This window comes from Paenibacillus nasutitermitis, from assembly GCF_014641075.1.
In the GTDB taxonomy this organism is placed as follows: domain Bacteria; phylum Bacillota; class Bacilli; order Paenibacillales; family Paenibacillaceae; genus Paenibacillus_Z; species Paenibacillus_Z nasutitermitis.
Window position 1 is genome coordinate 104,007 of record NZ_BMHP01000002.1, and the last position, 22,991, is coordinate 126,997.

Annotated in this window: 20 protein-coding genes; 3 read left to right on the top strand and 17 right to left on the bottom strand. The window is 51.0% G+C overall.

Annotation, left to right across the window (positions count from 1 at the left end):
- Positions 1-18 precede the first annotated feature (18 nt).
- On the bottom strand, positions 19-1,770 hold the full coding sequence (locus tag IEY46_RS10555) for an ABC transporter ATP-binding protein (RefSeq protein ID WP_188991997.1): 1,752 nt from the start codon (positions 1,768-1,770) through the stop codon (positions 19-21).
- A gap of 370 nt (positions 1,771-2,140) precedes the next feature.
- Positions 2,141-2,674, bottom strand: coding sequence for an ADP-heptose synthase (locus tag IEY46_RS10560; RefSeq protein ID WP_188991998.1), 534 nt, complete (start codon positions 2,672-2,674; stop codon positions 2,141-2,143).
- A 226-nt stretch (positions 2,675-2,900) separates the two neighbouring features.
- Between IEY46_RS10560 and IEY46_RS10565 the strand changes: the two genes are divergently transcribed.
- A complete protein-coding gene (locus IEY46_RS10565) occupies positions 2,901-3,887 on the top strand; it encodes a YpdA family putative bacillithiol disulfide reductase (RefSeq protein WP_188991999.1) in 987 nt (328 codons plus the stop codon).
- 155 nt (positions 3,888-4,042) lie between these two features.
- Here the strand turns inward: IEY46_RS10565 and IEY46_RS10570 are convergent, their stop codons facing one another.
- The 11 genes from IEY46_RS10570 to IEY46_RS10620 all read right to left on the bottom strand — a co-directional run bounded on the left by IEY46_RS10570 (position 4,043) and on the right by IEY46_RS10620 (position 15,267).
- Positions 4,043-4,564, bottom strand: a complete 522-nt coding sequence (locus IEY46_RS10570; protein WP_229750223.1) for a hypothetical protein — start codon at positions 4,562-4,564, stop codon at positions 4,043-4,045.
- 104 nt (positions 4,565-4,668) lie between these two features.
- Complete coding sequence (locus IEY46_RS10575) at positions 4,669-4,956, bottom strand: hypothetical protein (RefSeq protein ID WP_188992000.1); 288 nt, start codon at positions 4,954-4,956, stop codon at positions 4,669-4,671.
- 183 nt (positions 4,957-5,139) lie between these two features.
- On the bottom strand, positions 5,140-7,446 hold the full coding sequence (locus IEY46_RS10580) for a thiamine pyrophosphate-dependent enzyme (protein WP_188992001.1): 2,307 nt from the start codon (positions 7,444-7,446) through the stop codon (positions 5,140-5,142).
- Between the two features lie 36 nt (positions 7,447-7,482).
- The gene (locus tag IEY46_RS10585; protein WP_188993693.1) at positions 7,483-8,487 is read right to left on the bottom strand and encodes a 2-oxoacid:acceptor oxidoreductase family protein; all 1,005 of its coding nucleotides are present in this window, start codon (positions 8,485-8,487) and stop codon (positions 7,483-7,485) included.
- Positions 8,488-8,780: 293 nt separating this feature from the next.
- Positions 8,781-9,794 carry a phosphotransferase gene (locus IEY46_RS10590; RefSeq protein ID WP_188992002.1) on the bottom strand — a complete coding sequence of 338 codons (1,014 nt, stop codon included), beginning with the start codon at positions 9,792-9,794 and terminating at the stop codon, positions 8,781-8,783.
- Positions 9,791-10,477, bottom strand: coding sequence for an MOSC domain-containing protein (locus tag IEY46_RS10595; RefSeq protein WP_188992003.1), 687 nt, complete (start codon positions 10,475-10,477; stop codon positions 9,791-9,793). The genes IEY46_RS10590 and IEY46_RS10595 overlap by 4 nt, the downstream gene beginning before the upstream one ends.
- Positions 10,478-10,639: 162 nt before the next feature.
- The gene (locus IEY46_RS10600; RefSeq protein ID WP_229750371.1) at positions 10,640-12,361 is read right to left on the bottom strand and encodes an amino acid permease; all 1,722 of its coding nucleotides are present in this window, start codon (positions 12,359-12,361) and stop codon (positions 10,640-10,642) included.
- A gap of 295 nt (positions 12,362-12,656) precedes the next feature.
- Positions 12,657-13,256: a response regulator gene (locus IEY46_RS10605; protein ID WP_229750224.1), complete on the bottom strand. Its 600-nt coding sequence runs from the start codon at positions 13,254-13,256 to the stop codon at positions 12,657-12,659.
- A 79-nt stretch (positions 13,257-13,335) separates the two neighbouring features.
- Positions 13,336-13,947: a DUF3298 and DUF4163 domain-containing protein gene (locus IEY46_RS10610; protein ID WP_188992005.1), complete on the bottom strand. Its 612-nt coding sequence runs from the start codon at positions 13,945-13,947 to the stop codon at positions 13,336-13,338.
- 85 nt (positions 13,948-14,032) lie between these two features.
- Complete coding sequence (locus IEY46_RS10615; protein ID WP_188992006.1) at positions 14,033-14,545, bottom strand: GNAT family N-acetyltransferase; 513 nt, start codon at positions 14,543-14,545, stop codon at positions 14,033-14,035.
- On the bottom strand, positions 14,542-15,267 hold the full coding sequence (locus IEY46_RS10620) for a phosphonate ABC transporter ATP-binding protein (RefSeq protein ID WP_188992007.1): 726 nt from the start codon (positions 15,265-15,267) through the stop codon (positions 14,542-14,544). Before IEY46_RS10620 ends, IEY46_RS10615 begins: the two co-directional genes overlap by 4 nt.
- A gap of 147 nt (positions 15,268-15,414) precedes the next feature.
- Here IEY46_RS10620 and IEY46_RS10625 point away from each other — a divergent pair, with 147 nt between their 5' ends.
- Positions 15,415-15,636 carry a hypothetical protein gene (locus IEY46_RS10625; RefSeq protein WP_188992008.1) on the top strand — a complete coding sequence of 74 codons (222 nt, stop codon included), beginning with the start codon at positions 15,415-15,417 and terminating at the stop codon, positions 15,634-15,636.
- 180 nt (positions 15,637-15,816) lie between these two features.
- Positions 15,817-16,569, top strand: a complete 753-nt coding sequence (locus tag IEY46_RS10630) for an HAD family hydrolase (protein WP_188992009.1) — start codon at positions 15,817-15,819, stop codon at positions 16,567-16,569.
- A 222-nt stretch (positions 16,570-16,791) separates the two neighbouring features.
- Here the strand turns inward: IEY46_RS10630 and IEY46_RS10635 are convergent, their stop codons facing one another.
- From IEY46_RS10635 to IEY46_RS10650, 4 genes are all read right to left on the bottom strand, one after another.
- The gene (locus tag IEY46_RS10635) at positions 16,792-19,101 is read right to left on the bottom strand and encodes a type IA DNA topoisomerase (protein WP_188992010.1); all 2,310 of its coding nucleotides are present in this window, start codon (positions 19,099-19,101) and stop codon (positions 16,792-16,794) included.
- 26 nt (positions 19,102-19,127) lie between these two features.
- Positions 19,128-20,243, bottom strand: coding sequence for a glucosaminidase domain-containing protein (locus IEY46_RS10640; protein WP_188992011.1), 1,116 nt, complete (start codon positions 20,241-20,243; stop codon positions 19,128-19,130).
- Between the two features lie 369 nt (positions 20,244-20,612).
- Positions 20,613-22,100: a glutamate synthase subunit beta gene (locus IEY46_RS10645; protein ID WP_188992012.1), complete on the bottom strand. Its 1,488-nt coding sequence runs from the start codon at positions 22,098-22,100 to the stop codon at positions 20,613-20,615.
- 387 nt (positions 22,101-22,487) lie between these two features.
- On the bottom strand, positions 22,488-22,991 hold the full coding sequence (locus IEY46_RS10650; RefSeq protein ID WP_188992013.1) for a dihydrofolate reductase: 504 nt from the start codon (positions 22,989-22,991) through the stop codon (positions 22,488-22,490).

Below are 22,991 nucleotides of genomic sequence, written 5' to 3' on the forward strand. Positions count from 1 at the left end.
TATTAATCCGATTAAATATCAAGAAGAGACAGGAGCGATCTCCTGCATTTCAAACAAGCCGCGGAAGAAGCCGCCCCGTTCGTACAACTCTTTATGGGTGCCCTGCTCCACAATCTGACCCTTGTCAAGCACGATAATGCGGTCGGCACGTTTCACCGACGACAGCCGCTGGGCAATGATGAAGGTCGTACGCCCTTTCATCACCTCAAGCAGCGCTTCATGAATAGCGGATTCCGTCGCGGTATCCACGCTCGCTGTCGCTTCATCCAGCACCAGAATCGGTGGGTCCATCAGAATCGCTCTGGCGAGAGCAACACGCTGACGTTGCCCCCCGGAAAGTCCGACACCCCGTTCGCCAATAAGCGTATCGTATCCGAAGGGCATCGTTTCAATAAATTCATGGATTTGCGCTTTGCGTGCAGCCCATTCAATTTGTTCCTGCGAAGCATCGGGCACCCCATATGCAATATTATCGCGGATCGAAGCCGAGAACAGGAAGGTCTCCTGCGGAACAATTCCGATTCTGCGGCGCAGCCCATCCAGCTCATAATCACGAACATCAATACCGTCAATCAGCAGTCTGCCCCCGCTCACATCATAGAAACGGGACAACAAGGCAATTAAACTGCTTTTGCCGGAACCTGTGGAACCCAGGACTGCCACAACCTCTCCTTGCTCAATATGGAGGGAAATATTGCTAAGCACGCCTGTTTCTTTCTCGGCATCCTGATCGGCAAAATGGAAGCTTACCTCTTCGAAGGACACCCTGCCAATTATATTCGCGGTATCCGCTGCGCCCTCTTTGATCGTATCGATTGTAATGGGGGTATCGAGGACTTCAAAAACGCGCGGGGCTGCTTTGATTGCCTGCTGCATCATATTTATTTGCCAACCCAGCATATTCAGCGGCCAGATTACTCCCCACACATACCATTGGAAAGCCATGAAGGTGCCAAGACTCATTTTGCCGTTGGCCACATAAATTCCGCCGACGAACACCATCAGCAGAAAGGTGACCCCACCATAGAATCCCATCAACGGAAACGTTTTCGCTTCCATCTTAGCCCGTTCCATGTTCGTTTCGAAATTCTGGTCATTCCGCGACTCAAATTTATTTTTCTCTGTTTTCTCACGGGCGAATGCTTTTACCACCCGGATTCCGGAGATATTTTCCTGCAGCGTTGTTGTCAACCGTCCCATCTGCTCGCGGATTTGGCCCCAGGCAGGACCGACTTTCTTATTGAAGCGCATCAGCGAAATAATGAGCAACGGAGTGAAAACCATACTGATCAGCGTAACTTCCCACTGCATCGACATCATGAAAATAATCGTCCCGACAAACGTAAGCAGTCCGCCAAACATCATCATGGAGCCAAATCCGATGAAGTTTTTGACCGCTTCAATATCCCCCGTCATTCGCGACATGATTTGTCCGGTCTGAGCTTTATCGTAATAACTGAACGATAATTTCTGCAACTGGGTATATAGTTCTTTCCTCAGCATAAAAACGACATTCTGTCCGACCATCTCCTGGGTGCGTCCCTGCACAAAGCTTCCCAAGCTTTTCACAACCTGAATGCCAGCAAGTGCCAGAATCAAAAGTAAAATCAAGTTCTCATTTCCTTTACCAATACCTTGGTCGAAAATCACCTTCAGGAGCCAGGGCGCCACAAGATCCACAAGCGTACCCACCATCATCAGTACGATGGATAATAGGATCCACTTGGAATTGGGCCGCAAGTACTTCATCAATCTTAGCCATATCTTCACTTTTCCCTCTCCCTGTGCGCGGAAAGGCCCTCTCCCCCACGCTGATAGCCTTACAAATTCCACCCAATCTTACAGTCCCCCGTCACGTGGTGAGCGACAAAAAAGAGACTCCAAGCCTTGTTGGCTCAAAGTCTCTTCGGAAGCGCTGGTCATAAAGGAAGCCTCTGCTGCTTAGGCTGCGAATGACGAGGCAATCAAAAAGAAAGGCCGATGGACATATTTCCCTGTTACGTTGTGCCGCTGCTCAACATTAAAGAATTTCATATCCATCAACCTCCCTTTCTTATTGGTATGTGTTTGATCGGAACATCCAAATCTTATCATCTCTTCCAGTTCATATGCAAGAGGTTTTAAAAAATAAATAATTCTTTTATAGATCCCGGTGAGAATCCCACTCTTCCGTGGAGATTCCTTCTTCCACCGCAAACTCATAATCCTCAATATCGTACATTTGAACGGGTACTTCAGCTTCGATCAGACGGTCCTGAAATTCGAACTGGTCCGATAACAGCGGCACATTGAGCTTCAGTGAAGTCAGCAGCAGCTCAGTCTCGATAGGATCAAACAATTCCCCGTAATGGGCATTGTCAACCGCATATACGACTGTGAACTGGATCCTGTCATTCAGCAGCAGCGGAGAGCTTTCCCGCCAGGGCATCTGCAGGGAACGCTCGATTTTTTTGCGGTTAAAGGGGTCTTCAAAGAACTGGATCAGTTCATTGATTTTCGCTTTCACATGCGCATCGTCGCTCGGGTCATCCATCACCGGTTCAGCGGCATCTTTCATTTCATAAAGCTCCATAATGGTCGAATAAGGCAGGACAAAATCGACCGGCTGGCTGGGTACAAGCAGTTGTCCGTATGTGGCCACCATTACGGCTTCAATAACAAAGCGCCGTCGCATTCTATCACCTCATCTTCCTTGGGTCGTGGTTACTGATTCAGCTTATTATACAACATTCAGCCGCCTGTACACAGAGCTAATTGCCTGTTCATAATTAGAGATTGTTGATGGCTTCATGAACATCCCCAATAACGCGCTGCTGTACCGGAACCCAACCTATGCTAAAATAGGGCTATTAACTACTTTGAACCATGTGTGCATGTACAGGGAGGCTTCAATTACATTGATGAATGAAGAACAAGTCATTATTATCGGCGCGGGTCCTTGCGGCCTCGCCGCTGCGATAGAGCTGCAATCGATCGGAATATCGCCTCTGATTATCGAGAAACAGAATGTTGTCCATTCCATTACGCAGTATCCCATCAACATGCATTTCTTCAGCTCTCCCGAGCTTCTGGAAATCGCCGATATCCCGTTTACGACTGCCAATGAGAAACCCTCGCGGCTGGAGGCTCTCAATTATTACCGTAATGTGTCCTTGCGGCGCAAGGTGAGAATCAACGCTTATGAGACGGTAACCTCCGTGGTGCCCCTGGAGGATAGAAGCTTTGAGCTGCATACAGTTGATCGGTATGGCGAAGCGATCGTTTACCGGGCAGGCACCGTTATTGTAGCCACGGGGTACTTTGATCATCCCAACCAGCTTGGTATCCCCGGCGAGGACCAGGACAAGGTCACCCATTTTTTCCGCGAATCCCATCCGTATACCGGTATGCGGGTCGCGATTATCGGGGGCAGCAACTCCGCCATCGACGCCGCGCTGGAGCTGGAACGTGTCGGTGCGCAGGTGACCGTCGTATACCGCGGCGAGCAATATTCGCGAAGCATTAAGCCCTGGGTCAGACCTTCCTTTGAGAGCCTGGTCGCCAAACAAAGGATCGGGATGCGTTTCTCCTCGCGCATTATTGAGATCGGCCAACGGACGGTCACCATTGAAGGACCCCCGGGAACGGATTTGGAATATTTGCCTAATGACTTCGTACTCGCAATGACCGGTTTTCATCCCGATCGGGCTTTTCTTACCTCCGTTGGCGTAACCATCGAGCCGGAGGGATATCCGACGTTTAACGACAGTACAATGGAAACGAATGTGCCTGGGATTTATCTGGCAGGCGTCGTCGCTTCCCGCCGGGAGGCCAATGAAATTTTCATCGAGACCGGCAGATTCCACGGCCGCAAGATTGCTGCCCATCTCATGGAACATAAGATTTAAGATTGCAGTGCCGGAACCCGATACACGCGACCACAAAAAAGCCCATGGTGTACAAGGATGACATTCCGCTGTACGACATGAGCTTTTTTCGGCTTCGAAAATCCAACTTCATAGCGGTAATGAGCCGCTTCTACAAGAGAATCAGAGGTGTGCCATCAACATAGCGGCTCCTGCCGCTGCGAACCGGTAAACGTCAGGAGCGTATCGATTTTTTGCAGGCGTAAATATTCATTGTTCAACAGATCGGTGCGAAAATAAGCAAACATATAGACCGCTTCTCCGAAGGTCAAAGCCGGATAAACCGCAATATTCTGATTGGAATGGGGATTGTCCAGCAGCACCTGCCATTCCCCTTCTCGCCGGGCAGGCGCAATGTCCCGAAACACCTGTCGTTTGGTTTGGATGATGCTCTCGAATTCCTTCCAGATATAGACCCAGGAAGGACTGATGCGTCCGGGCTCCGGGAGGGCGGCTTTGGCATAGCGAAGAAGCTTAACGGCGCATTCACCCTCCTCATCCGTAAATTTACGCAAGTAGGCGCGGAAATCATCCAGAAACCTTCTAACGGCGGTAAACCCCCCGCCAACCAATTGCTGACCGAGATCAGCCGCTTCCTTCATGCTGCTCTGCTCCATCAGCTGTTTAAAATGGACATGATCCACCGCATTCAGGGCCATGCGCATTCCCCTTTCCATACACATTCAAATTCGTTGCCTATTAGCTTTCTGCCCCTCGCTTGACAGGCGATGTCGTCTGCTGATTGGGCATCCCTACTAAAAATTTATCCTTTCAGGATAAAGATCATACCATCGCGATCCAGAATCAGTCTTCGTCCGCTGTCGTTATTCAGCTTGACATTGAAGATTTTCAACCGCTCCTCCTTAATGTCAAGGCGGTCCCAATCCCGTTCATCCTCGTAGCCTGCCGCCTGAAGCGCCTGCGGCATCCGTATTTCCGCTGTCTCCTCATCCTCCCACCACAGTGCTCCGTAATATTCAAACTGATAGATATTGCGCAGCATGCCGCAGGCAATTTCCCCCGTCTCCCGGTGCCGAAGCACAATAGGCATGTGTGTTCCCCCCTTTCCTTACGAATCATGTGGAATAGGCTGTCCTGCTATAACTGCCCTCACAACAAACAGGACGCCAGCACCTTCCCTGGCTGCGCCCTGCTCGCTTAACCGATTCCTTTCGATTCTGTGACCGCCGGAATCGGATGATACCGAAATCTTACTGCCCGTAACCGTTAATCGCTATAGATAAGCATTCTCGTGTCTCGCTTTTAGTCGCATCCAGCGCCGTTCCACCTCGTCCTCGAACGATTTAAGGGCTTCGGCATATTCCGGTCTGGTCAAATGTTTGGTTTTGCCCATATTTTTGAGCCAGTCGCCAAGCGGAATGCGCTTGCCTTTCTCTTCCGGGTTGTAGGTAATGGATGTAATCCCTTCCTCGATATCATAAAGCGGAAAGAAGCAGGAATTTACCGCTTCATCAATCAGCGTCTGGCCAATCTTCTCCTCCGACAGCCAGTTCAGCGGACAGGTAATGAGAATTTTACCGTACACCAGCCCGACATTTTGCGCATAATACTGAGCTTTGGCTGCTTTTCGCAGCAAATCCTGCGGGACTGATTCCGAGCCTGTGAACACATAAGGAATGTTCGTCGCCGCCATAATTTGCGCCGTATCTTTATGATGGAACAGCTTGCCGCCTTGATGTTTGCCGACATTGGATGTGGATGTGCGGTGACCGAGCGGCGTGGAATAGGACAATTGAGCGCCAGTGTTCATATAACCCTCATTGTCGTATTCCAGAATAATCATCTTGTGGTTGCGCAGAGCGCTGCCGATCGCCGGGCCCATCCCGATATCCATGCCTCCGTCGCCGGTGATCATCACAAAGGTGAAATCATCCTGCAGTCCATAGGCGTCAAGCTCGCCTCTACGCTTGCGTTCCCAGAACATTTCCACCACCCCGGAGAGGGTCGCGGCTCCATTTTGAAATAAATTATGAATATAAGTGGCTTTGTGCGAAGAATACGGGAAACCTGTCGTCACAACCATCGCGCAGCCCGTCTGGTACAGCGCCACAATATCGCCTTCAATTCCTTTGAAGAACAGCTCCAGACCCGAGAATATTCCGCAGCCTGGACAAGCGCCATGACCTGGAGCCAGCCGTTTCGGTTTCTTGGTCAGCTGACGGATCGGCGGCACCTTCACCTTCAGCTTGCCAGTCGCTTCATCGCGGTCCACGGTGATCAGTCCCGTCTTCAAATCCTCATACCGCAAGGGCTCCAGCACCCGTTTCGGCGCGTTTCCCGGGTCGCCCGGCGTATGCCCGTAATAATCAAAGGGCACAGCCACCTCGCCCGAAGCGGCCGCTTCGATCGCAAGCTGGAACATATGATGACCGTCTTCCGCATAGAAATCCTTTCCGCCCAATCCGTATATGCGGCTGATCACTTGCGTTCCGGTCACCCGATGCGTAAACAGCGCCGCTTTGATTTCATTGGTCATATTTCCGCCATGCGCACCATAGGAATCGGCGCGGTCGCCAATGGTCACTGCCTTTACACCCTGCAGCGCCTCGGCGATTTTCTTCGCTGGAAACGGTCGGATCATATTCGGTGCAATCGATCCCGCCTTGATTCCCTGCGCGCGCAGCTGATCGACCACATCCTTGATAATCTCCGAAGCGGAATTCATCAGGAAAACAGCAACCTCTGCATCCTCCATCCGGTACAAATCAAGAATCGGATAGTCGCGTCCGGTTATAACCGCATATTCCTGACGGATTTTATCGAATATATCGGCAGCATTATACATGGCCACGGATTGCTGGTAACAATTATTGATATAATCCGGTTCGTTCATATAGGGTCCGACCGTAATCGGATTGTTGCGGTCCAGCACCTGATTGTAGCCCTCCGGCGGCTTCTCCCCGACAAAAGCGTGAACGTCCGCCCGATGGGCAAAGGTCTGTACCCGACGCTTCTGATGGGAGGTGAAATAACCATCCGATGCCACAAGCACGGGAAGGCGCACCTGCGCATCCTCGGCTAGCTTCAAAGCCATGATATTCATATCGTAAACCGCCTGCGGGTCGCGGCACATAAGAATCGGCCAGCCCGTATTCAGGGCGAAATACAGATCGGAATGATCCCCGTGGATATCCAGTGGTCCGGAAACGGAGCGGCAGACCAGATTCATGACCATAGGGAACCGCGTACCGGATTGTACTGGCATTTGCTCAAGCATATAGAGATAGCCATTTGAGCTCGTCGCATTGAATACCCTTCCGCCCGCAGCCGATGCGCCATAGCAGATACCGGCAGATCCATGCTCGCCGTCCGCGGGGATCAGCTTGATATCATGCTGCCCGTTGGCTTTCATGAGATCGAGAAATTGCGCAACCTCCGTCGAAGGCGAAATCGGAAAATAACCCATGACATGATAATTGATCTGATGCGCGGCATAGGCAGCCATTTCATTGCCGGACTCATATACCATACGCTGTTCGACCGTTCCCTGGCTAACCTCTTTGTTGATTTCAATAGCCATTGCTTCTCTCCTTTCTTACGCTGAACAAGGACGTCTTCAATTTGCCCAATTGAAGCGATGCGCTACGCGGTGCTGCTCGCCATAGCCGTCGGTCTCGCGCTCGGAAGCGAGCGCTTCCGTGGGACAGGCGACAACACATTTCAGGCAGCCTTTGCAGTATTGGTAATCAATGCCCTGGAGGAACATTTGCGGACGCCCCTTCTTGTCAGGTAGTTCATCCCAGACGAAGCAGAAGTCCGGACACGCCGTATCGCAGGCTGCGCAATGGATGCATTTCTCTTCGTCAAAATGCGGCATCATTCCTTGCCTGGAGATACTTAAGTCCTTCAGCACGCTGTTGCCGGGGTTCGTGATCATCCCCCCGAGCGGCTGCGTCATATAGCCCAGCGCAGGAATATCCCAGCGTGTGGGTTCCGGCATGGCTGTGCCTTCCGGAAGCTCAAATGTCCGAAACTGCACTTCATCATATCCCCGCTGGAACGTTCGCAGTGCCGGATCGACAGCCTGCGGGTACTTCTTCTCCAGCGATTTGCGGATAATACCTTTCATATGTTCAAAATCAAGGAAGGTGCAGAGTCGAAACAGCCCGCCAAGCATCGCCATATTCACCCGGTTGTTCTCTTCCAGTGAAATTCCTGTCGCATCGACGACGGCGATCGTGCCACCGAGCAGCTTCATCTTCTCCTTTAGCTCTTCCGGTGTTTTAGTTGAATTGACAAGTACCACGCTGTCCTCATAAATCCCGCTTACCACATTGACGGTTTTAGACAAATTCTCGTGAAATATACCCACAATATGAGGCCGCTCTACAGGTGTTGTGTCTCTGATGTTCGTGCTCAAATCACAAAAACGAATATGTGCCTTGACCGGAGAACCCTTCTTCTCAGAGCCGTAGGATGAGAAACTCACTCCGTTGAATCCGCTTCCAACAACACCCGCTTCCGCCAGCATTTTTCCCGCCAGATTCGCTCCTAACCCACCAATCGATTCAAGTCGAATTTCAAAGAAACCGAGGTCGTTCTGCTTGGGCAAAGCTGTCAATTCTCTCACTTCCCTCCCTGTATTATCTGAAAATATAATAAATTCACAATAATCAGTATATCACTAGAGGTTATTGGCGAACAGAGCCTTTTCACAAAATAGCCACATTTCATGCTTGCGGATTGCAGAACTGACGCGGGCGCTTCCTCCGTCTGTCTGCCTGTTGGTGCAGTGGCAGCGGTCAACACAAAATAAACCTCATCCCATTATATGGCTGCAGCCAGGTCATTCATTCGCAAAAAGATGCCGATTGCGAATAAGAACCAGGCTGCGGTTATAACGGAAGGGCTTTTCTACTCAAACAAATATTGGCGTAATAGCCGTCCAAGCTTGTCCTCACAACGGTCAATCCATTGACAGACGAATGCGGCACGGGTAATTTGCTGTTCCCATACGGGGTAAGGATCCAGTCCCTGCGTGTAACGCCCGGCAAAATGAAGGAAGACATCCATCATTCTCAGCTTGATCAATTCGGGCAGCAGTTCAAGCTCCTCTTCCGAGAACTTCATAGCTGTGCCGAATCCGCGGCAGAACAACATGATTTGGTTCAGTGAAGTCTCTTCGGTCACGCCAGGAAAATCTGCAAGCACCACTGCAAGCTCCATGACCGCGGCATCCCGGGTACAAAATTCAAAATCAAGCAGACCTGATATCCTGTCCCCTTGTGCTAAAGCGTTAGTGAAACCGATGTCCCCATGAATCCATTGCTGCGGAAGGACAGCGAAGGACGGGTTCCGCTCTTTCAAACGCTGTCTCTGGTCGGCAAGGAAGTCAAGCTGCCGAAGGCGCCCCTCAAGCTCAGGGGACTGGCAGGCCAAGTCTTCCATGATCACGTCTGTCATTGCGGCATGCGTCTGTTCACATTCATAATAGGGTTCAATCAGGGGTTGTACCGGAATTACGGTATGCTTCAATGCCTTAACCAGAAGACCGGAAGCCCGGCCAAGCCCCTCCACATGCCGGCAGTTATTTGCAGTCGGGCGTTCGCCCTCAATATAATGATACAAGGCTCCCAGCTTCCCGTCAGCCGCCCTTGTCACCGTTTCATTGCTCAGATTGGGTACAGGCTGCGGAATAAGGTACGGCAGTCCCGCACCTTGCAGCTCCTGAAGTATTACATGCTCAATCTTCACGATATCCGAATCCCGGTGATTATCATATATCCGCAGCACGTATTTATCCACGCCGGCATACACCATCCGGGTGGTATTGTTCATGCCGCTCTCTTCCCGGACAGCCTGCCAATGCTTGCCGATGCCATATTGCTGAAGGATCTCTTCGATACGGTTACCAGACTCCGCAATCACGGGCGAACATCCTCCCTGCCTTCGTCAGCGGCTTGCGCATCAGCAAGCCTGCGGCTGATCATTTCCCGCCAGCTGACTGCTAGCTCCTCCAGGTCAAGCAGCTTCAGCATTCCTTCCGTTTCCTTTTTCCCCGTATACATAATGTGGTTTGCCTCGGCAACCGAAACCCCTTTTGGATGGAGGCTTGTCAGCAACAGGTCATCGCCCTCCTTTACCGAACCCTCCTGCAGCACTCGCAAATAAAACCCGGTCAATCCCGTTTGCTGCACGTGGAGCGGCAGCTGCGGTTTATTGTGCTTCAGACCCAGCTTAAAGCAGGGTTGACGAGGCTGGCTTACCTGGACGATTGCACTGCCCACCTGCAGGATATCGCCAATGCATATCATTTGTTCGGTTATGTGCGAGACCGTGAAGTTCTCACCAAATGCGCCGGGAGCGACCTCTTCCCCCCACAGGTCCGACCAATAAGGAAAATGCTCGCTGGAATAGACGCAAACCGCCTTATCCTCACCCCCGTGATAAATCAGATCCGCCTGCCCGTCCCCGTCAAGACCCATTGGGCCAAGATGATGAGCTCTATTTGAAGGTTTTTTGAAAATTCCGGTCGTTATTTCCTTTGACCCGTGAAGAACGGTTACCGGCAATGCAATATTTAGCGAGACCAACTGTCCCAATACTTTCATAACTATCCCTCGATCCTCATGTTCTCCCAAAATTATAAGGTGACCGAAGATAGATGGCAATCCCGTTTTTATTAATAATATTAATCTTTTACTTCATTAATTACTTACAGGCCTTTTGATATTCAACCACTCTATATCAAATTAGGACTGTCGAAAGCGATCTTATTGTGTTGTTTTGTGCGCTTCCCCGGGAAATGAACCGGCTCCCTGGTTTATTTTCTGGGGAAATCTTCTTTCGATTCTTATCATTTCTTCTATCGTTTTACGCTGGATTCGCAATGGTCCATGGTGAGCATCCTTCCATGCATTCGGTCGCTTGTGGTAAAGCTCAATGGCTGCAAGCAGAATAACTGCAATAGAAACCACAAGGAGCTGGATGAATCCACTCAGGAAATACAAGGTCATACATGCTGAAGATACGAGCCATATGACGGCGATCCAATCCATCACTACCTCTATGCGGCCCAGCTGCCAGGCCTGATCAACCGCGGAAAATACGGATTTTCGGCGGCCATGCAGCTTGAGGAAGATGGGAATCGAATAAGACAGATGCAGAGCAATCAGACTCGTTCCCACTAGCTGAACAAGCCTATCATTTGTCAGGCCCGATCCATTCCCGCCGATTACGACCGCAATAGCTGCAGCCAATCCCGCTGCGGCCACGACCCATAACGCGTTGACTGGAGCGCAGGATCGTTCGGAGACAATAGCCAGCCTCCCCGACCAAGGAACAGCGCCATCGCGGGACAAGGCAAATAATGTGCGCACACAGGCCGTCATCGACCCCAGGCCGCTGCCCCAACCAAACAGAATGAAAACAGGCACAATCACGGCGTTCGCTGGTCCTCCCAAGCCTTCAGCAAGCACCCCCATCCAGTTTGCCATGTTGTTGTAAAGTGGAAATTCAGTGGTCCCCACTGGGAATTGCAGCAGCAGCATCGCAAATAATACGAAGCCGAAAATAAAGGTATAGACGATGGATAAAAACATAGCCCACGGAATATTGGCCCGCGGATCATGAGTCTCCTCAGCCACATAAGCGGCCGAATCAGCACCCAGGAACATCCGCTGAAGAAGCAGCATGCCCAGCAGAAGGACCGGTTCATTGCCTGAAACGGCGCCTGTCCCGGATGAGGAGCCCAGTGCAAACCCGTAAATCAGCTCCAGCGGATATGCGCTGGGCCAGGCAAGCGCAGCAAGCCCCGCCACAATCGCCACTACACTGAGCGCCTGCAGCCACGCAGCTGCTCTGAACAATCGCCCAAGTCTGCCCGCTCCTCCTAATCCGGCATACACTTGTGTAAGAAACAGGAAAAGGATTAACAAGCAGACTGTTCCTATTCTTGACTCATACCCGAGCTTTGTTTCGATCAGCCGGCTTACCCACTCTGCGCATACGATGTTCATGGTAATAATCATCAGTAGATTTCCGGCTATATGCAGCCAGCCCGTCAGAAGGCCCAGGCGGCGTCCCCCTGCCGCTCTTGCCCAATGGTAGCAGCCTCCAGCGGTCGGTATGGAAGATGCGAATGAGGCCAGCGAACAGGCTGTAATGATACCAAACAAGGCAAGAATGGGAAAGCCAAAACCGACCACAGCAGGCCCGCCGACTGATATTGCGGGGCCGAGCAGAAAGACCGCTGCCCCGATAACGGAAAGCGTGGAGAAGGAAATGCCGAATGCCGCAAAACCGCTCATACGCCTCGTCAATTGCTGGGCTAAGCCCAGTTGGTTCAATTCATGTTTATCCTGCATGAAACGGACATAGCCCGTATGCCGGGTAAAGGGCTGCTTAAGCGGGTCGGAATAGCCTCGGTTCGCTCGAATGCCAAGATACAGAGCAATTACGCAAACGATCACGAATAACAGAAGACCCAGAGCCATGATTAACAATGCTTCACCCCCATACTTGACTGTATGAGGGTATCTTGCAAATCAGCACAGCGAAGAACACGTCTGCTTTATGATTCTAATCGGGCAGGTGGAATTGCTTGGCGCTCCCGCCACTCAGACAAATCTGCGACCATGAAAAATCAAGAACAATGGGGAATGGTCTCTACGAAACAAAAAGACGTCCTTCAACCCCGACAGCGCGGAATTAAAAGTCGTCTTTATCACTTATGCTTCTCGTCCAAAACATAAATCTATTTTCTAACTCTGGCGTCAACGGCAGAGCCTATCAACTTCCTATTTTCTCCAGTTTGGTACGGGCTGGGCCCTGAAGCTCAGTCATCACAAACTGTTTGACGTGCTCAATATCAAACGGCTTTGTAAAAAAGTTCAGTACGCCTAACTGCTTGGCCGTATCTATTTTGTCAGGATCACCATAAGCCGTTATCATCGCCACTTTTATATCCCTGTCAAATTTGCGGATTTCCACCAAAGCCTCGATCCCGTCCATATCCGGCATTTTCAGATCCAACAATATAAAATCTATGGGATAGCGCTGCACCTGCTCAATGGCCATCCTCCCATGGGGCGCTTCATAAACCGTATACCCTTCCAGCTCAAACAACTCCCTTAGCAGCCTTCTTATGGCTGACTGGTCGTCAACAATAAGAATGCTGTAGGGGAGTGTGCCTGGTGTAGGGGGCAGCCACTCCTGCTCAGCCACCGGTTCCGTGGAATCGAAAGGCGAACTGGATCCAAGCGGATTAACCCCTCCGGTCTGAATGGGTTCAAAAACAGGATGTCGGCTCCGTTGCTTATTCCATTGGCGCATGCCGAAAGCAATAAGAGCTGCCGCTGCAGGCAGCAATAAGATCAAATAAATCATCATGAACTCCTCGTATTAACGTCTCTCCTAACTATTTTCGACATTTATTGCACAAAACCTGCCATCGGCGGAAAAAGATTGTTCAATCATTTACATCCATCGGCGCCAGAGGCCCGGCCGGATTAATAATATCGCTTAAATCATAGACCGAAATCGGAAAATACGGAAATCCGTAAGCGTAAGGCGTCAGCTCATACAACGAAAAATAAATGACGAGCGCCCGGTCAGCAATATAAAAAGGCTGGTCAGGACGGATGGATACAAAGGGCTCCAGCGTATCGATCTGCCGCTCTGCGATTTGCGCGGCAATCAGCGCCGACAATCTTTTGATGTAGGCGCTTCCCGGTTTGAACAAATCCGCCAAGGAATAGGATCTTCCTGTCTTGACGTCAAAGGTTAGCGACTGCTGCAGCGTTAAGCCATGCGCGCCTCCCGTAAAGGCGTAATTAAACAGCGACAGGCTGAGCACGTTTTTCTCGTTTGTTTTGATTTCGAAGTAACCTAACATTTCCGAACGCGGATCCTCCAGCGATCCTTGATCCGCAACGAGGCCGCGGACGGCACGACGGATGGATTCATTCATCGTATTTCGAGCGGATGCATGTTGTACGCCGCTAATGACGGGGACCCACAATTCCGCTTTAGGGAAGGTTACACGGGATGCGTGGATAACAGCCGGGAATTGAAATGCCATATGGACACCTGCCTATTCGGGTTGATGTTCCATTATATGCGCAGACCAAGCTTCCCTTGCTATTTCCATTTCTAACGGGAAAAGGCTATCTGGTCCCAAGCTCCCGTTTCATCTCATGCCACTGGATGCCCCCGTGCCGCGAGGATGAAAGCCTGACATATTCAAAGCCCACCCGTTCGTAAAAGGAAATCAGATGAGCCTCGCACATCAGGATTATGCTTGCAAGACGGTCCTCTTCAGCCTGTCTGACAAGCGCTTCCACAAGCTCCGTGCCTATGCCCCCGCGCCTGCTTTCGGAATCGACCGCGACGGATAATACGCATAAATGAATGCCCTCAGGGTCGGTGCCGGTATCTCCTTTAACCGACTCTTCACCGCTGTCAGGGGATGAAGTCCGTACGCCGCAGGCCAAACCGACAAGTGCCGAATTCTCCCAGGCAGACAGAAAATAGGATGGGAAATACCGCTGCCGATATATAAACGCTTCGCAGGTAGCCGCAGCCTCATGCGGATAACACGAAAGCTCAAGCCGATAGGCGGCTTCCAGCTCCGAATAAGCAATCGGACGGATAATACGAACAGGGTGGTCCGGTCTCATATCAACTGTTTTTCCCGCTCGGTCAGTCTTCTCCCCTTCACATCCAGTACAAGCTCTCCGCCGCTCAGGCCCAGTATCCGGTCTGCGAAGCGCTCCGCCCAATCTCCCTGGTGCATAACTGCAATGACGGATATCCCTTGAATTTTGCACATCCGCTTCAAATCCGATAGGACCTGCTCAGCGGCATGGGGATCAAGACCGGAAACCGGTTCATCGGCCAGCAGGGTCTGTGCTCCGTGGACAAGCGCCCTTGCGATGGCGATCCGCTGTTTCTCCCCACCACTGAGCTTATCACCTTTCTGTTTTGCCTTGTCTAGCAGACCCACCTTCTCGATCATATCCATCGCGCCCATATAATCGTCATTGCGGACCATTCCGGTAACCCTCCGCCAGATGGGAGTCTGGTAAGCGGACCCGATAAGCACATTTTTCAATGCCGTCCTGTTCGGATACAGCGTCGGCTTCTCTTCCAGATAGGCCATTTCACGGCGCACTTTCATCTTTCCTGCAAAACCCTTTTCCAGAATATTAACGCCATCTACCATATACGTGCCGCTGGTCCATTTCTCACGCAGGGCCAAACATTTCAGCAGCATGGATTTGCCACTGCCGCTTGCCCCCTTGACCGCTACGAATTCGCCGGGCTGAATTTCAAAGCTGATACCCGAGAGAACCTGCGGGCCGCCTGGTATTTGCTTCGTCAATTGAGATACTCTAATCATGAATGGCGCTCCTTTTCCAAGTAACGATATGCAGTCTATCAATCTAGTGTACGGGAAACAAAAAATAGTTTCCATCCGAACAAATGTTTGGTATAATAAAAACAGGAACACTTGTTCTAATCTTGTTTCCCAAGGAGGCTGATCATCATGAACAACTGCGAAAATTATCGATTTATTGAAAGGTACCGCCCATACCGCGATTTGACTTTCAAATTTTATTCCAATGGCTCTCTCACCATTATCGATAACACTGCAGAGGAGGTGATCACGCCACGGGAACTCAAGGGAGAGAGTTATGACTTCTACGTTCGCAAGCGGCTGGCTTTTATCAAGCAGGATCTTCGCACCAAACTGCAGAAGTTTGCGTAATTTACAGATCCTTCTCTGCCCGGCTGGCGGACATACCATCCGCCAAATGCATTCCATATCCGGCTTTCGGTCTGTTAAGTATTTGTAACCGCGTTCACTTATATTCAATTTGACGGCGAATCCCCATATACGGTAGATTGAATTTACTGCCGAATCATATGGAGAAGGAGCCTGGCTTTGATGAAGCAACAACTTTTGTTTGATCTTGATGATACACTGATCCATTGCAATCGCTATTTCTATCTCGTCATCGACCAGTTTGCCGCTGCAATGACAACCTGGTTTCGCGGCTATAGCATATCTAATGAACGCATCCGGAGCAAGCAGACGGAAATCGATATCGCCCGCGTTCAAGCTCTTGGATTCAAGAGTGAGCATTTTCCTCAATCCTTAGTCGACACTTACCGTTATTTTTCGGAATTAACGGGAAGAGCCCGTTCTGTAATAGAAGAGGATCAGCTGTGGAAGCTTGGGCGAAGCGTTTATGAGCAAGTAGTGGAGCCCTATCCGTTCATGGAAGAAACGTTGGATGCTCTTGCAACGAGCGGGCATGAGCTGCATCTGTATACCGGGGGCGAGATCCTTATCCAGGAACGCAAGATTCGCCAGCTGCAGCTTGAGCGCTACTTTGATACTCGTATCTATGTCCGTTCGCACAAGAACATGGATGCGATGGAGAGTATCTTAAGCGAAGGGCGTTTCGATCGTGACTCGACCTGGATGATTGGCAATTCCATGCGGACCGATGTGATCCCAGCTCTTACCTCCGGTATTCACGCCATTCATATGAAAAGTGAATCGGAATGGATTTATAATGTAGTTGGTATGGATGTGGAACCTAAGGGCGCATTTTTTACCCTGCACCAGTTATGTGACGTACCTGATAAAATTCACGGCTATGTCCAGCAGCGGGGAGACACGGCTGCTCCCTGATGCATCGGGATGCGGTCATTGTGCAACCTGCAATCAATCCAAATAGGCTCGCCTTACCCTTGAATCTCATCACGCAGGGTAGGCAAGCCTAATTCTGTTGGTACAGGAAGCACCTCTGTATTGCGTTCTGATCCCCAATTTGTTGACTCCTGCCCCATACTTACATCTATGGAGTACTGCGGGCTCATAAAACAACTATTCTGAACGGCTAACAGATAACCCTTAAGCGTTCACAAATTCGAGTGCACCCGTACTGGAATCCGCCAGCACCCACTTTCCTGAAACAGCTGTGTCACTACCGGCCCTATTCGTGATTTTGCGGGTCTCTCCTTTGGCAGCGAGCTGCTTGGCCATTGCCGCCGTTACAGATCGACCCTGCTGCTGCTTCCAGATAACGAAACTGCAGCCCTCACGGAACCGCAGACAGCCGTAACCTCGTTTTCCTTCCACCAGCTGCCCGCCGCAGCCGGGGCGCGGACAATCGCCTATAACGGCCGGTGAAGACGTTTCTTCCTTGATGGGTTTCGCTTTTTTGGTTGCGGGTTGCTTGCTGACCGTGGAAGCGGATTTCTTCCCGCCTTGTTCGGCTGCCGGCTTTTCCCCGGCAGCATACGGTTTGCTGCCCCGTCCTTTGCCTTTGCCGCCTCTCTTGCTCTGCTGGCTATCACCGAACAGGCTCGGAGCTGCCTGAGGCTGATGCCTGACCTTGCCGACAATCATTTGGGCAAACTCTTTCACCTTCTGCATGAACAGTTCATCGGAGGCTTCCCCTTTGGATATCTGATGCAGCCGCTGCTCCCAGCGTCCTGTCATCTCCGGAGAAGCGAGCAGCTCTACGCCAGCCCCCCTGATGAGTTCGATGGCGGCACAGCCTTTGGTGGTAATGTCCAGCCTTTTGCCTGCCGTCACGATATAACCGACATATTTGAGCCGCTCGATCGTTGCCGCCCGAGTGGCTGGTGTGCCAAGTCCGATCTGCTTCATCGCATCTCGCAGCTCTTCGTCTTCAATCGATTTGCCCGCGCTTTCCATTGCTTTAAGCAGGGTACCTTCCGTATAAGGCTTCGGCGGTTTGGTTGCTTTCTCCAGAGCAGCAGCTTCGACGCAGTGAACAGCCCCATCTTTGTTGACCTCAAATGGACGGTCGGTCAGCAGCAGCTCGTCCTCTTTCTCATCGGTCTGCTCTTCCGGTTTTTTCTTGCGGCTTTTCTCTTTGGCCGCACTTACTTCATCGTTGGCCAGTACAACACGCCATCCCGGATCCAGCTGCTGCTTGGCGCGCGTCTTAAACAGCTCCTTCTCGACTTCCGTTAGGACTTCGTGATTGTTGTATAGAGCCGGCGGATAATAATGAGACAGGAAACGGCGGACAATGAGGTCATAAATATTCTGTTCCTCTGTGCTGAGCGTTCCAGGGCGCTTTGGCGTTGGCAGAATAGCATGGTGATCCTCGACCTTCGCCGGATTACACACTGCTTTGTTTCCTTTATGAACACGGCTGCGGTCCGCTCCCTGCGCAAGCGGACCGTAGGGGGTCTGCTCAAGCATCTGGAGCACCTTGCCCATAACCGGTATGTTCTCTTCCGTCACATAGTTGGAGCTGGTCCGCGGATACGTGATAACCTTATGCTTCTCATAAAGAGCTTGGGCGATATCCAGCGTTTTTTTGGCCGGATAGCCATATTTCCCGTTAGCCTCCCGCTGCAGCAGCGTCAAATCATATAACCGAAATGGATATTCTTTGGTTTCATTGGTTTCATAGCTGAGAATCCTTGCCGGTTTGCCGCTAACCCTGGCTGCCAGCTCTTCTGCTTTTTCCTTGCTGGTGATGCGGTCGCCCTGCCACAGACCTTTATAGGTGATATCCTCCTGGCTGAAGCTGGCCTGCACCACAAAATAGGTTTCACTGTCAAACGCCGTTATTTCTTTATGTCGATCATATAAAAGCGCCAGTACAGGAGTCTGTACACGCCCGACCGACAGCAAAGTTTTGTGGCGGATTGTGAATGCCCTGGAAGCATTCATGCCCACCAGCCAGTCCGCTTCGCTGCGTGCCCGCGCAGCGCGGGTAAGCGGATCGTATTCCTGGTCGCTGCGAAGCGAGTCGAAGCCGCGACGGATCGTCTCGGGCGTCAAATCCGAAATCCACAGCCGCTGCGTCGGCTGCGACATTTTCAAATACTGCCGGATTAAATGAAAAATAAGCTGCCCCTCGCGTCCGGCATCGCAGGCATTTACGAGCCTGTCGCTGCGTTTGGCCAGCTCTCCGATCGTCTTGAGCTGCTCCCTGGTTTTAGGATTGGGCCACAGAATAAAACGGTCGGGAATAATCGGCAGGTCGGCGTCATTCCATCGTTTATATTTGGGATCGTATTGATCCGGCTCTGCAAGCGACACCAGATGTCCGATTGCCCAGGTGATGATGTAACGCTCTCCTTCCAGATAAGACCGTTTATTTTGCGCTTTCGGCTCGATGACTGCCGCTATCGTACGCCCCATATCCGGTTTCTCTGCAATGATTAATGTTTTCAATTAATCCCCTCTTTACGGCTCATTTGTCAAAGTTCCACGTATCGTTTCAAGGCAGTCAGGATGCTGCGGACACCTTTGGACCAATTCGGATCCTCGGCATACTCCCGGTTAATCCAGGTAATCGCATCCGCGCCATCAGGTCTGTCCTTGCTAATGCGCAAGATCGTCCGCGCCGCAATCGCGGCGGATTGTTCAATCGTTGTATTATAATCCTTCCAACTATGAAAGACATTAAATGGATTATTGGCAATCTCCTTGGCTTGCTTATGCGTTGTGGGTACAAAAGCCTGCTCCTGCCCCGTAATTGCAAAAAGCAGCAGCGGATGAATATTTTTTTCTTTGGCTGTTGATAATATCGCCTTAAAATATGGCGGCTCCGCCAGGAGAGATGATTTTGTCAGCAAATACTGCTTCAACCGGTTCTCATCCACCTTCGTATACCGCAGCTCAGGAGGCAGGCCGTTGGCAGGAAGTACTTCCACCGGACTGACTGCCGCCGGAGCTGCAGCATTCTGAACAGGCTGGTCTATAGCGGGGGCAGGTTTAAGCAAGCCCCCGCTATAAACCAGCGTAGAACCGATGAGAAGCGCAGACAACAAGGTGTAGAGCATCGATTTAACGCTGCGCTGTCCGGCTGCTGGAAGCAGTGGGATCACTTCCGCCATCATGTCCGCTTCGGGCTTGTCCCGAGAATCCCCTTGGAGCAGAGCCTCAGTGGCAAAAACAGACCAAGCGGTTGCTTCCTCCGCGGCGGCTTCTCCGGACATCTGCTTGGCAGATGTCATTAACTTGTTGAATGCTTTTAACGAGAGCGCAGAACCCAGCCGCTGCTGTGTCCATACATACAGCGGTTCGCTGATCGCGCTGTCTTCCAGATTCAAGGCCAGGCAGCCATGAAAAATATGCTCCGGGCCGACGGGCCGCTGCTGCCCAGCCACAACCTGGCGGAGCAGCTCATGGGTCAGCCGGAGCCTGATTTCCTCGGCAAATGCCGGGAGCTGCCGGAGCACAATACGCTGCATCGCATCGGCAACGATTTCTGCTCGGCGTTCCGTAGGCAAATCTGCGTATTTGTGCTGCACGTAATGGCGAATATTTGAAATCTCCGACTTGGTAAGCACATGGGCTGCATTGGATGGCATTACGATTCCTCCCATGCCTGGCTTATTGGTCTCTCGATTTTACCACAACTTACCTCCCTTTGGGGATCACAGATTTTGGATCGTATGCTGAATGTCCGGTTGTTCAATATAAGCGTTTATTTGTTCCTTCTCGTCCATGGTAAATTGAAATTCACAATCGCATCCCTCATCAATCAAGCGGGTCCAGTATGGGACGTAAACATGCCTTGCTCGCTGCTGCTCACACTCTCGCGGCACTGCCTACGTTATTCCTTCCGGGCATCCAGAAGGCCGGAAACCTTTGGGGTCCCCCTCTGGGGGATTTAGGGGGAGAACTTATATAAAAAGCGCCCGGGGGGCGCTTTTTTGGAAGATAAAGATTATTCACATTTAAGGAAGCATAGTCGTACCCATCAGATAACGATCAACCTCGCGGGCTGCTTCCCGTCCTTCATTTATTGCCCATACGACCAGACTTTGCCCGCGGCGCATATCGCCGGCCGCAAACACCTTGTCTACGCTCGTGCGGTACTGGCCGTAAGCAGCTTTGACATTGGAGCGGCGGTCCTGTTCCAGACCAAGCTGTTCGATAATGGTCGTTTCCGGTCCTTCGAAGCCGACCGCTATCATAACCAGATCGGCAGGCCATACCTGCTCGGTGCCTGGGATTTCTTTATAGATCCGGCGCCCTGTTTCGTCAACTGTACGTTCGATCTGTATCGTGTGAAGCTCTTTCACATTACCGCTCTCGTCACCGACGAATTTCGTGGTCAGGACGGAGAACGCACGCGGATCCTTGCCGTATATAGCCCGTGCTTCTTCCTGCGCATAGTCCAGTGTATACACATTCGGAAATTGCGGCCAAGGGTTTTTGACCGGATCACGCTCCAGTGGCGCCTTGGAAACCGTACCGAACTGGGTAATGGAACTGCAGCCGTGACGCAGTGCCGTTGCCACACAGTCGGTCCCCGTATCGCCGCCTCCGATAACAATGACATTCTTGTCTTTCGCGGAAATATAATTGCCGTCTTCCAGATTGGAATCCAGGTAGCTTTTGATGGTGCCGTTCAAATAATCCATTGCTTTATGAATGCCTTTCAGATGACGGCCTTCAATATCGACTTCACGTGCTTTTGTAGCTCCGCCGCACAATACCACCGCATCAAATTCATCCATAAGCTGGGAAGAGGAAATATCAATGCCGATTTCCGTGTTCGTGACGAACTGTACCCCTTCGGCTTCCAGCAGGTCGACCCGGCGCTGAACGACTCCCTTGTCCAGCTTCATCGTCGGAATGCCGTATACGAGCAACCCGCCGATTCGGTCGGCACGCTCATAAACGGTAACCGTGTGGCCCGCTTTATTCAATTGGGCTGCGCAGGCCATGCCGGCAGGTCCGGAGCCTACGACGGCTACCTTTTTGGAAGTCCGCATTTTTGGCGGGTGAGGCACCACCCAGCCTTCCTCAAACCCTTTATCAATAATGGCCTGTTCGATCGTCTTGATCGTTACCGGATCGCCAATCAGTCCAACTGTGCATGAACCTTCACATGGTGCCGGACAGACACGCCCTGTAAATTCCGGAAAATTATTCGTTTTATGCAAACGCTCAAGCGCTTCCTGCCATAGGCCGCGATAGATTAAATTATTCCACTCAGGGATCAGATTGTTCACAGGACAGCCCGAAGCGCCTCCCGGGAGCTCAATACCCGTGTGACAGTAAGGAGTGCCGCAATCCATGCAGCGCGCACCTTGCGTGCGAAGCTGATCATCGCTAAAATGTTTATGAAATTCTTCCCAATCCTTGATGCGCTCCAGCGGATCGCGATCTGCTGGCAACTCGCGTTTATAATCCATAAATCCAGTAGGTGTCGACATTTCGCTTATCCTCCATCTCTTTATCCCCTGGCTGCAAAGAAGAAATAAACACAGGATCCCCCAGAAACCTGCATTGCTGCGACTATTTATTCACCCTGAATCAATTTCATAATTAGGAAAAAACGCTTAATTTACACTACATATAGTTTTGTTGGAGTTATACAATCAACATATTGTGAAAAATTAAGCTGAATATGCAATTATGAAATTGATTCCCTAACTAAAAATATATCGGGATAATAAATAACATTCAATATCAAACTTTCCCATCCAGAAGGAATCTATTTATCATATCGTAGCAATTGCTACCCCTCTAGTCCAATGGATTATCCGTACAATCATTTGCACTAAATCACATAGGGTCCGTCATAAACAGGATGTCAGATGTCAGCTTTGCGGCGTTTTTCGGATATAAGTGCGGATACAGAAATCATAAGCATTCTTGTCGTCCTGCTTATAGGGCTCACTATCCATCAGCTGCCAATGATTCTCGTCAAAGGCTGGAAAATAAGCATCTCCTTCAACTACAGCTTCAACTTCCGTTAACAGCAGCTTGTCCGCAAAAGGCAGAAAAAGCTTGTATACTTCTTCCCCGCCCATGACCACCAGCTCTTCATTCGGATTTGTATTGTAACGTGACAAAGCTTCATCCAGGCTGTGAACAACCTCACAGCCCTCATGCGCGAATTGGCTGCTTCGGGTAAGAATTACATTGCGTCTGTCTTTAAGGGGCTTGCCCAAGGACTGAAAGGTTTTACGGCCCATCAGCACCGTTCTTCCCACTGTGGAACGACGGAAATGGGCACTCTCGGCTGGAAGGCGCCACGGCATGGCATTATCTGCACCGATGACCCGGTTCCGGGCCATAGCGGCTATCATCGTAATCGGCAT